The 7345-nt window shown below is 59.6% G+C and carries 5 protein-coding genes; 3 read left to right on the top strand and 2 right to left on the bottom strand.

All coding sequences use genetic code 11. From position 1 onward, the window contains the following. Window positions 1-202: 202 nt before the first annotated feature. Entirely contained in the window at window positions 203-2428 is a 2226-nt protein-coding gene (locus DM374_RS25895) for an NADP-dependent isocitrate dehydrogenase (protein WP_110972434.1), read from the bottom strand. A gap of 418 nt (window positions 2429-2846) precedes the next feature. Here DM374_RS25895 and icd point away from each other — a divergent pair, with 418 nt between their 5' ends. Then, the gene (icd, locus tag DM374_RS25890; RefSeq protein ID WP_095157286.1) at window positions 2847-4103 is read left to right on the top strand and encodes an NADP-dependent isocitrate dehydrogenase; all 1257 of its coding nucleotides are present in this window, start codon (window positions 2847-2849) and stop codon (window positions 4101-4103) included. Window positions 4104-4168: 65 nt separating this feature from the next. On the opposite strand, the gene cspD is transcribed toward icd, so the two are convergent. Beyond that, window positions 4169-4420 (bottom strand): cold shock domain-containing protein CspD, encoded by a 252-nt coding sequence (gene cspD / locus DM374_RS25885; protein ID WP_110972433.1) that lies wholly within the window; start codon window positions 4418-4420, stop codon window positions 4169-4171. A gap of 229 nt (window positions 4421-4649) precedes the next feature. On the opposite strand from cspD, the gene clpS reads away from it, so the two are divergent. Next, window positions 4650-5012, top strand: coding sequence for an ATP-dependent Clp protease adapter ClpS (gene clpS, locus DM374_RS25880; RefSeq protein WP_045188377.1), 363 nt, complete (start codon window positions 4650-4652; stop codon window positions 5010-5012). 30 nt (window positions 5013-5042) lie between these two features. Then, window positions 5043-7313 carry an ATP-dependent Clp protease ATP-binding subunit ClpA gene (gene clpA, locus DM374_RS25875; protein WP_110972432.1) on the top strand — a complete coding sequence of 757 codons (2271 nt, stop codon included), beginning with the start codon at window positions 5043-5045 and terminating at the stop codon, window positions 7311-7313. Window positions 7314-7345: the final 32 nt, after the last annotated feature.

Here is a 7345-nt window from a genome sequence, read left to right as displayed (position 1 = left end):
GCTCTGTATGAAAAGCCTTGATACTCGGTGATGCTGCGTTGAAAACAGCCTCGGAATGCTCATTTACAGCCCGTAAACTCCGCTTCCTCGGCTGTTTTCGCCTTGCCTGACCTTCGTCTGAAGGCTTTTCATGCAGAGCCTAGCGCAGAAAGCAGAAGCCCCGGTGCGTGGCCGGGGCTTCCGATGTTACGTCAAGCGAACCTTAGAGTGCGGCAATCGCGCTGTTCAGGGTCTGGCTTGGGCGCATCACCTTGCTGGTCAGCTCGGCATCGGGGAAGTAGTAGCCACCGATTTCGACGGGCTTGCCTTGAACGGCGTTGAGCTCGGCGACGATGGTCGCTTCGTTCTCAGCCAGGGCTTTGGCCAGCGGAGTGAAGCGTGCCTGCAGTGCGGCATCTTCAGTCTGTGCAGCCAGTGCCTGGGCCCAGTACAGGGTCAGGTAGAAGTGGCTACCGCGGTTGTCGATGCTGCCGACCTTGCGCGCAGGGGACTTGTTGCTGTCCAGGAACTGGCCGGTGGCCTGGTCCAGGGTGGCAGCCAGTACCTTGGCTTTCGGGTTGGCGTAGGTGTTGCCCAGGTGTTCCAGGGAAGCAGCCAGTGCCAGGAATTCGCCCAGCGAGTCCCAGCGCAGGAAGTTCTCTTCGACCAGTTGCTGTACGTGTTTCGGAGCCGAACCACCGGCGCCGGTTTCGAACAGGCCGCCGTTGTTCATCAGCGGAACGATCGACAGCATCTTGGCGCTGGTGCCCAGCTCCATGATCGGGAACAGGTCGGTCAGGTAGTCGCGCAGCACGTTACCGGTCACCGAGATGGTGTCCTGGCCGGCGCGGATACGCTGCAGCGAAACCTTCATCGCCTCGACCGGCGACAGGACACGGATGTCCAGGCCAGCGGTGTCGTGGTCTTTCAGGTACTTCTGGACTTTCTCGATCAGCACGCCGTCGTGGGCGCGTTGCGGGTCGAGCCAGAACAGCGCTGGAGTGTTGCTGGCGCGAGCGCGGTTGACGGCGAGCTTGACCCAGTCCTGGATCGGCGCGTCCTTGGTCTGGCACATGCGGAAGATGTCGCCGGCTTCGACGTCCTGTTGCAGCAGCAGGTTGCCCTGGCCGTCCAGTACGCGGATGACGCCATCGGCCTTGGCCTGGAAGGTCTTGTCGTGAGAACCGTACTCTTCGGCTTTCTGCGCCATCAGGCCGACGTTCGGTACGCTGCCCATGGTGGTCGGGTCGAAGGCGCCGTGTTTCTTGCAGTCTTCGATCACGGCCTGGTAGATGGTCGCGTAGCAGCGGTCAGGAATGACAGCCTTGGTGTCTTGCAGCTGGCCTTCGGTGTTCCACATCTTGCCCGAGTCGCGGATCATCGCCGGCATCGAGGCGTCGACGATAACGTCGCTCGGCACGTGCAGGTTGGTGATGCCCTTGTCGGAGTTGACCATGGCCAGCGCAGGGCGGATGGCATAGACAGCCTGGATGTCGGCTTCGATCTGCGCCTGCTGCTCGGCTGGCAGGTTCTTGATGCGGGCGTACAGGTCGCCGATGCCGTTGTTCAGGTTGAAACCGATCTGCTCAAGGATGGCGGCGTTCTTGTTCAGCGCGTCCGCGTAGTACTCGGCAACGATCTGGCCGAACATGATTGGGTCGGAGACTTTCATCATGGTGGCTTTCAGGTGAACCGACAGCAGCACGCCCTGAGCCTTGGCGTCTTCGATTTCAGCGGCGATGAAGGCGCGCAGGGCCTTGGTGCTCAGTACGGCGCAATCGATGATTTCGCCGGCCTTGACCGAGGTTTTTTCTTTCAGGACGGTGGTGGAACCGTCTTTGCCCAGCAATTCGATACGCAGGCTGTCATCGGCTTCGATGAGGGCGGCTTTTTCGCTGCCGTAGAAGTCGCCGTTGCTCATGTGAGCGACATGGGACTTCGAGTCAGCGGCCCAGGCACCCATCTTGTGCGGGTGTTTGCGGGCGTAGTTCTTGACCGACAGTGGTGCGCGGCGGTCAGAGTTGCCCTCGCGCAGAACCGGGTTCACGGCGCTGCCCTTGATGCGGTCGTAGCGTGCCTTGGCTTCTTTCTCGGCGTCGTTGGCCGGTGCTTCCGGGTAGTCCGGAATGTTGAAGCCCTTGGCTTGCAGCTCCTTGATCGCGGCCTTCAGTTGTGGAACCGAGGCGCTGATGTTCGGCAGCTTGATGATGTTGGCTTCCGGGGTTGTCGCCAGTTGTCCCAGTTCCGCCAGATGGTCGGCCACTTGCTTTTCGGCGCCGAGTTGTTCTGGGAAGGCGGAGAGGAGACGGGCGGCGAGAGAGATGTCCCGGGTTTCTACTGCGATGTCGGCAGTAGCGGTGAAGGCTTCGACGATGGGGAGCAGCGAGTAGGTGGCGAGTGCCGGGGCTTCGTCGGTGAAGGTGTAGATGATCTTGGATCGGGTGGACATATTCGGGTTAACTCTCTGTTTTGCTGAGCGTGCTCGGGATCTCGGTAGGGCGCGCAGGGTAAGCGCTTCGCTCAGACACATCCATGAGCGGAAAGTCGAGGATCCAGGGCTGTGATGGTGGATTGCATCAGTCGAGTGTCAAACGGCTGAACCGCGGTAACAGCTCAGTCTTGTCGGGGCAGCGGGACCTGTAGCGGACATCTCGCCCCCAAGTGACCCTTGAGTCACCGGCGCAGTATACCAATTCCTTGGTCCTAATCATCAAGACGAAGATGTCGGATGACCATTTATAGACGAAAGATGTAGAGCTTTTTTCGGCTTTGTGACGGTTTTGTGGGCAAGGTTTCCGTTCGCCGTCAACTGGGTTAGGCTCTGGGGATTGCATGAAGACTACAAACCAAAAAAAGCGGAGTGCAGCATGGGATACCAGAAAATCGAGGTTCCGGCAGTCGGCGACAAAATCACCGTCAACGCAGACCATTCTCTCAATGTTCCAGACAATCCGATCATCCCGTTCATTGAAGGCGACGGCATCGGGGTAGACGTTTCCCCGGTCATGATCAAGGTGGTCGACGCTGCGGTCGAGAAGGCTTACGGCGGCAAGCGCAAGATTTCCTGGATGGAAGTCTATGCCGGCGAAAAGGCCACCCAGGTCTATGACCAGGACACCTGGCTACCCCAGGAAACCCTCGACGCGGTGAAGGATTACGTGGTTTCCATCAAGGGCCCGCTGACCACGCCGGTCGGTGGCGGCATCCGCTCGCTGAACGTGGCGCTGCGCCAGCAGCTTGACCTGTACGTGTGTCTGCGTCCTGTCGTCTGGTTCGACGGCGTCCCTAGCCCCGTGAAGAAGCCGGGCGATGTCGACATGGTGATCTTCCGCGAGAACTCCGAAGACATCTACGCCGGTATCGAATGGAAAGCCGGTTCGCCCGAGGCCAACAAGGTCATCAAGTTCCTCAAGGAGGAAATGGGCGTCACCAAGATCCGTTTCGACCAGGATTGCGGCATCGGCATCAAGCCTGTCTCGAAAGAGGGTACCCAGCGCCTGGTGCGCAAAGCCCTGCAGTACGTCGTGGACAATGACCGCAAGTCGCTGACCATCGTCCATAAAGGCAACATCATGAAGTTCACCGAAGGTGCCTTCAAGGATTGGGGCTACGAGGTGGCGAAGAACGAATTCGGCGCCGAGCTGCTCGATGGCGGCCCGTGGATGAAGTTCAAGAACCCGAACACCGGCCGTGAAGTGATCGTCAAGGACGCCATTGCCGACGCCATGCTGCAGCAGATCCTGCTGCGTCCGGCCGAGTACGACGTGATCGCGACCCTCAACCTCAATGGTGACTACCTGTCCGACGCCCTGGCGGCCGAGGTCGGTGGTATCGGCATTGCGCCGGGCGCCAACCTGTCTGACACCGTGGCAATGTTCGAAGCCACCCACGGCACCGCGCCGAAATACGCGGGCAAGGACCAGGTGAACCCAGGTTCAGTGATCCTCTCCGCTGAAATGATGCTGCGCCACCTCGGCTGGACCGAAGCGGCTGACCTGATCATCAAGGGCACCAACGGCGCGATCCGGGCCAAGACGGTGACCTATGACTTCGAACGTCTGATGGAAGGCGCGACCCTGGTTTCGTCGTCGGGCTTCGGTGAGGCGCTGATCAAGCACATGTAAGCGGCATGAAAAACCGGCCAACCCGTATGACGAGGTTGGCCGGTTTTTTTTCGCCGCGTTGAAGGTCAGGCGTCGGCGGTGATCGGGTTTGCGTTCTTGGCCTCCGCTGTGGCGGCCTTGTCGCAGATGTCCACGGCATGAAGTCCCTTGGGGCCCTGGATGATGTCGAAAGTCACGGCTTGTCCGGCTTTCAGTGTTTTATAACCGTCCATCTTGATTGCCGAATAGTGAGCGAACAGATCCTCGGTCTTGCCTTCTTCATTGATGAAGCCATAGCCCTTGGCATTGTTGAACCACTTGACTTTACCGCTTGCCATCCTCATATCCCTCTGCAAAGGACTCCATCACTGGAGTATCATCCACTCCATCCGCATATAACCTGCGAAAATTCTGGTTGACTGCGCGGACCTTTATTGACCACGGTGGGTTCTTATTGGTTGTAACACCGTTTTGCTGATAGTCAAGGTCAGGCGACGGCTGTCGCCCGGCGTCGGTTCAAGCGGTCAAACCTCAACCCTAACCTGTCGAAATGATGAAATTCTTTCCATGCATGCACATAGCCAGATTCGACTAACATTCAATCAGGATCGCCCGCAATCGCATGAGGACGATGGTGCTGGCCTGGCCGTACAGGAAGCCAAGCCGGCGCTGCAGGCGCCACCGATGTACAAGGTGGTTTTGTTCAACGATGACTACACGCCGATGGATTTCGTCGTCGAAGTGCTCGAGGTGTTTTTTAACCTGAACCGCGAGCTGGCGACCAAGGTCATGCTGGCCGTCCACACCGAGGGACGGGCAGTGTGCGGATTGTTTACCCGTGACATCGCCGAGACCAAGGCCATGCAGGTCAACCAATACGCAAGGGAAAGCCAGCATCCGCTACTCTGTGAAATCGAGAAGGACGGTTAATCGCCGACCACTTGGGTATGAGGTGAAGCTATGTTAAACCGCGAGCTCGAAGTCACCCTCAATCTGGCCTTCAAGGAGGCCCGTTCCAAGCGTCATGAGTTCATGACGGTTGAGCACCTTCTGCTGGCATTGCTGGACAACGAGGCCGCCGCGACTGTTTTGCGCGCGTGCGGTGCGAATATCGACAAACTCAAACACGATCTGCAGGAGTTCATCGACTCCACCACGCCACTGATCCCCGTCCATGACGAGGACCGTGAAACCCAGCCAACCCTGGGCTTCCAGCGTGTGCTGCAGCGTGCCGTCTTCCATGTACAGAGCTCGGGCAAGCGTGAAGTGACCGGCGCCAACGTACTGGTGGCCATTTTCAGCGAGCAGGAAAGCCAGGCTGTATTCCTTCTCAAGCAACAAAGCGTGGCTCGCATCGATGTAGTCAACTACATCGCACACGGCATTTCCAAAGTGCCGGGCCACGGCGAACACCCCGAAGGCGAGCAGGAAATGCAGGACGAAGACGGCGGCGAAACCTCGTCGTCGAGTAATCCCCTGGATGCCTACGCCAGCAACCTCAACGAACTCGCTCGTCAGGGCCGTATCGATCCGCTGGTCGGGCGCGAAAGCGAAGTCGAGCGTGTGGCGCAGATCCTCGCGCGTCGGCGCAAGAACAACCCGCTGTTGGTGGGTGAGGCCGGTGTCGGCAAGACGGCTATCGCCGAAGGCCTGGCCAAGCGCATCGTCGATGGCCAGGTGCCTGATCTGCTGTCCCAGAGCGTGGTCTACTCCCTCGACCTTGGTGCCTTGCTGGCCGGCACCAAGTACCGCGGCGACTTCGAGAAGCGCTTTAAGGCGCTCCTGGGTGAACTGCGCAAGCGTCCGCAGGCGATTCTGTTCATCGATGAAATCCACACCATCATCGGTGCCGGCGCGGCATCCGGCGGTGTGATGGATGCCTCCAACCTGCTCAAGCCGCTGTTGTCCTCTGGCGACATCCGCTGCATCGGTTCCACGACCTTCCAGGAGTTTCGTGGCATCTTCGAGAAGGACCGTGCCTTGGCGCGGCGCTTCCAGAAGGTCGATGTCAGCGAGCCGTCGGTCGAAGACACCGTGGGCATCCTGCGCGGGCTGAAGGGGCGTTTCGAGTCCCACCACAGCATCGAGTACAGCGACGAGGCCCTGCGTGCAGCGGCCGAGTTGGCAGCGCGCTACATCAATGACCGGCACATGCCGGACAAAGCCATCGATGTGATCGACGAGGCGGGCGCCTACCAGCGTCTGCAACCGGTCGAGGCACGGGTCAAGCGCATCGAAGTGCAGCAGGTCGAAGACATTGTGGCGAAAATCGCCCGTATTCCGCCGAAGCACGTCACCAGCTCCGACAAGGAACTGCTGCGCAACCTGGAGCGTGACCTTAAGCTGACCGTGTTCGGTCAGGACGCGGCGATCGACTCACTGGCCACTGCAATCAAGCTCTCGCGTGCCGGTCTGAAAGCGCCGGACAAACCTGTCGGCTCCTTCCTGTTCTCCGGTCCGACCGGCGTGGGCAAGACCGAGGTGGCGCGGCAACTGGCCAAGGCGCTGGGTGTCGAGCTGGTTCGCTTCGACATGTCGGAGTACATGGAACGGCATACCGTATCGCGCCTGATTGGTGCGCCTCCGGGTTATGTCGGTTTCGACCAGGGTGGATTGCTGACCGAAGCCATCACCAAGCAGCCGCACTGCGTGCTGTTGCTCGATGAGATCGAAAAAGCGCATCCGGAAGTCTTCAACCTGCTGTTGCAGGTCATGGACCACGGCACCTTGACGGACAACAACGGGCGCAAGGCGGACTTCCGCAACGTGATCGTGATCATGACCACTAACGCCGGTGCTGAGACTGCGGCGCGTGCTTCTATCGGTTTCACGCATCAGGATCACTCGTCCGATGCGATGGAAGTGATCAAGAAGAGCTTCACGCCGGAGTTCCGCAACCGCCTGGACACCATCATCCAGTTTGGTCGCCTGACTCACGAGACGATCAAGAGCGTGGTGGACAAGTTCCTCACCGAGCTGCAGGCGCAACTGGAGGACAAGCGTGTCCTGCTGGAAGTGTCCGATGCAGCGCGCAGCTGGCTGGCGGTTGGCGGCTACGATGCGCAGATGGGGGCTCGTCCAATGGCCCGGCTTATCCAGGACAAGATCAAGCGGCCGCTGGCCGAGGAAATCCTGTTCGGGGAACTGGCCGACCATGGCGGTGTGGTGCACATCGACATCCGCGACGGCGAACTGGTCTTCGATTTCGAGACCACGGCCGAAATGGCCTGATGGCTTGCTCGCGGGGGTTCGCCCCCGCAGCA

The organism is Pseudomonas huaxiensis (assembly GCF_003231275.1).
Taxonomy (GTDB): Bacteria; Pseudomonadota; Gammaproteobacteria; order Pseudomonadales; family Pseudomonadaceae; genus Aquipseudomonas; species Aquipseudomonas huaxiensis.
Note: the sequence above shows the minus strand (reverse complement) of the source record. Positions and strands in the feature narration are given on the sequence as shown.

Bases quoted from the DNA above. Each gene is read 5' to 3' on its own strand.
- cspD (WP_110972433.1), bottom strand. From the start codon at position 4,420: ATGGCAAGCGGTAAAGTCAAGTGGTTCAACAATGCCAAGGGCTATGGC.
- clpS (WP_045188377.1), top strand. From the start codon at position 4,650: ATGCATGCACATAGCCAGATTCGACTAACATTCAATCAGGATCGCCCG.
- DM374_RS25895 (WP_110972434.1), bottom strand. From the start codon at position 2,428: ATGTCCACCCGATCCAAGATCATCTACACCTTCACCGACGAAGCCCCG.
- icd (WP_095157286.1), top strand. From the start codon at position 2,847: ATGGGATACCAGAAAATCGAGGTTCCGGCAGTCGGCGACAAAATCACC.
- clpA (WP_110972432.1), top strand. From the start codon at position 5,043: ATGTTAAACCGCGAGCTCGAAGTCACCCTCAATCTGGCCTTCAAGGAG.